Origin of the sequence: Amycolatopsis circi, assembly GCF_003385235.1 — a bacterium.
Lineage (GTDB): Bacteria > Actinomycetota > Actinomycetes > Mycobacteriales > Pseudonocardiaceae > Amycolatopsis > Amycolatopsis circi.
In genome coordinates this window covers 1-3047 of record NZ_PQIA01000273.1, presented here as the reverse complement: position 1 = coordinate 3047, position 3047 = coordinate 1, and the positions used below count along the sequence as shown (strand labels likewise).

Genomic DNA, 3047 nt, shown 5'->3' with positions numbered 1-3047 from the left:
CCAGGCACCGCCTGCGCGCGCCCGACCGCCGCCCCCCGACCTCCCCTCTCCCGGGCCTCCGGGGTGGAGCAAACCCGGGTTGCCCCACCCGCCCCGCACCAGCCATCCCGCCCACGCGGCAGAGCGGCGAACCTCACTCACCCAACCCTCGCCCCAGCCGCGAAGTCACCCACCCGGGAACCCTTCCGCTGATTAGATTCGACCGTATGCAGGCACTAGACCTCCCGAAGCCGGTCGCGTTCGTTCTCGGCGGGGGCGGCAGCCTCGGCGCGCTGCAAGTGGGCATGCTCCAAGCCCTGGACGAAGCGGGCATCACGCCGGATCTGGCAGTCGGCACGTCCGTCGGTTCGCTGAACGCCGCGGTGCTCTCCCTGGCCGGCGGCGACCGGCTCGGGCGGCTTCGCGACATCTGGGCGCACATGACCAAAGCCGAGGCCTTCCCCGGCGGCGTGCTCAGCCAGGTCCGGACTCTCCGGCACAGCAAAACCCACCTCTTCCCCAACTCCGGCCTCGCCAAAATCGTCGACGATCACCTCGGCGCCGGCCGCCGGTTCGAGGATCTGGCGCTGCCGCTGGGCGTCGTCACCACCGACGTCGACACCGCCGAGCCGGTCCTGATCACCTCGGGCCCGCTGCAGGCGCCTCTCCTGGCGAGCTGCGCGATCCCGGGCATCTACCCGCCGGTGCCGTACGAGGACCGTCTCCTCTACGACGGCGGCCTGGTCGCCAACGTCCCGATGCGCCAAGCACTGCGCATGGGCGCGAAATCGCTGGTCGTCCTCGACTGCGCGTTTCCCGGCAAAATGCCCGGCGCGCCCCGGACGTTCGCCGAGGTCATGATGTTCACCGCGATGATCAGCATGCGCAACCAGGCCGTCCTGGAAGCTCCGGTCGCCGCCCGGCAGGCGCCGGTGGTCTACCTGCCGGGTCCGGCGCCGGTTCAAGTGAGCCCGCTGGACTTCTCGCGCACCGACGACCTCGCGTCGCAGGCCTACCACGCCGCCCGGGACCACCTGAAAGAACTCACCGTCGACGGCCCCGGCCTTTACGGCGCCCCTGGATTGCTGCGACCCTGATCGGCTCGACGGCCGGAATTCACGACCGTGATCCGCGTCACCCCAATGCACCGATGCGCCGGTCGGAGCGTCTTTCCGATCGCGTAGTTTTGCAGTTGAACCCTGCCGGTCCGCGACCCTCACAAAAGAGACATAATGTTCCCGAAGAAGACATTTTTTCCGGTTGCCGGAATTCTCGCGGCGACCCTGCTGCTTTCCGCTTGTTCCTCCGGGGACGGCGGCAATTCCGCTGGCACGCCCGGTGCGCCGGGCGGGTCCAGCCAGACCGCGACACCGGCTTCGGTGTCGATCGAACCGGCCAACGCGTCCGGCATCAGCCCGAGCACGCCCATCGTCGTGAAGGCGGCGAACGGGAAGCTCACGGACGTCACGGTCACGAGCTCCAAGGGCAAACCCGTCGCGGGCGAGTTCGCGCCGGACAAGCTCAGCTGGACGACCACCGAGGTCCTCGGCTACGGCGGCACCTACCAGGTGAAGGCGCACGCCCAAAGCGCGGACGGGAAATCCGTCGAGCAGCAGGGCCAGGTGACCACGCTGTCGCCGAAGAAGCAGGCGAACGCGAACCTGATCCCGGCTCCGGGCGCGGTGAAGAGCACCGGCGTCGGCGTGGGGCAGCCGATCGTGTTCAGCTTCGGCGTCGCGGTGAAGAACAAGGCGGCCGTGGAGAAGGCGCTCACGGTCGAGTCCTCGCCGAAGCAAGAAGGCAGCTGGTATTGGATGGACGACAAGAACGTCCACTACCGGCCCAAGGAATACTGGAAGCCGGGCACCACGCTGACGGTCAACGCGAAGATTTACGGCGTCGATTTCGGAAATGGCGTGTACGGAGCGGACGATCGCACCGAAACGTACAAGGTGCACGATTCGTGGATTGCCAAAGCCGACGGCAACAGCGAGCAGATGCAGATCTTCCACAACGGTTCGATGGTGAAGTCGATGCCGATCTCGATGGGCAAGGACGCGACGCCCACGCACCTCGGCCCGCACGTCGTCTCCGACAAGCAGGCGAACTACACGATGGACTCCTGCACGTACGGCGTGTGCCCGCCGGACCCGAAGGCATACCGCTCGGACGAGAAGTTCTCCGAACGCATCTCGAACGACGGCGAGTTCGTCCACGAGAACCCGCACAGCGTCGGGCAGCAGGGCAACTCGAACGTCTCGCACGGCTGCATCAACCTCAACGCCGCCAACGCCGAGTGGTTCTTCAACAACTTCGGCCTCGGCGACGTCGTGGAGGTCACCAACTCGGGCGGCCCGCAGCTCCCGGTGTGGGACCTGTACGGCGACTGGTCCAAGTCCTGGACCGACTGGCAGAAGGGCTCCGCCCAGTAAGGCCAGCGGCCGGAACGGGGACCGGGTTCGGTTCGACTCAGCGGTTCGACAGAAAGGTGCCGGAGCTTCGCGCTCCGGCACCTTTTTCGTTGCCCGGAAACGGGATCGACGCGGGCTTCAGATCCGAGCAGGGTCGCCGCGGGCCGGGCGGCGAGACCAAGAAGTCCGCCGCGGACAGCTGTTCCCTGTCGCCGGCGCTACTGGCTGCGCCCTCCTCGCATCGCCCCGTCGTGCACTCACCCGTTGTGCCATAGAGCGCCTGCACCAGACAGCTGGGAGATCCCGCGGCCCCAACCTGCTAGCTCATCCGCCTCCGCTCCGCTGTATCGCCCCGCAGGCAACACGGAGCAGGCCGCAGTGGAGATAGCCCCTCATGCCGCTGACGGCCCTGCCAGGCCGCCAGAGATAGCTTGGACATGACGAAGGCCCGAACCCTGTGCCGGGTTCGGGCCTTTCGCTTGTGGGCTTGGAAATGAGTCTGGGCCCCGGGAGAACCGCGAGGGTTCTCGGACCGGGGCCCAGACTTCTCAAAGTAAGTTCGGCGGTGTCCTACTCTCCCACAACCCTTCGGTTGCAGTACCATCGGCGCAGTCAGGCTTAGCTTCCGGGTTCGGAATGGGACCGGGCGTTTCCCTG

Annotated in this window: 2 protein-coding genes and 1 rRNA gene; 2 read left to right on the top strand and 1 reads right to left on the bottom strand. The window is 67.1% G+C overall.

The window, feature by feature from the left end:
* The first annotated feature begins 206 nt into the window (after nucleotides 1-206).
* Both D0D37_RS46135 and D0D37_RS46130 read left to right on the top strand, forming a co-directional pair.
* Nucleotides 207-1076, top strand: coding sequence for a patatin-like phospholipase family protein (locus D0D37_RS46135; protein WP_116206873.1), 870 nt, complete (start codon nucleotides 207-209; stop codon nucleotides 1074-1076).
* Nucleotides 1077-1211: 135 nt separating this feature from the next.
* Nucleotides 1212-2411, top strand: coding sequence for a L,D-transpeptidase family protein (locus D0D37_RS46130; protein ID WP_116206872.1), 1200 nt, complete (start codon nucleotides 1212-1214; stop codon nucleotides 2409-2411).
* 536 nt (nucleotides 2412-2947) lie between these two features.
* Here the strand turns inward: D0D37_RS46130 and rrf are convergent.
* Nucleotides 2948-3047, bottom strand: a 5S ribosomal RNA gene (gene rrf, locus D0D37_RS46125); the annotation flags it as partial.

Excerpts from the sequence above, each read along its gene's own strand:
- D0D37_RS46135 (WP_116206873.1), top strand. The coding sequence starts at position 207 with ATGCAGGCACTAGACCTCCCGAAGCCGGTCGCGTTCGTTCTCGGCGGG.
- D0D37_RS46130 (WP_116206872.1), top strand. The coding sequence starts at position 1,212 with ATGTTCCCGAAGAAGACATTTTTTCCGGTTGCCGGAATTCTCGCGGCG.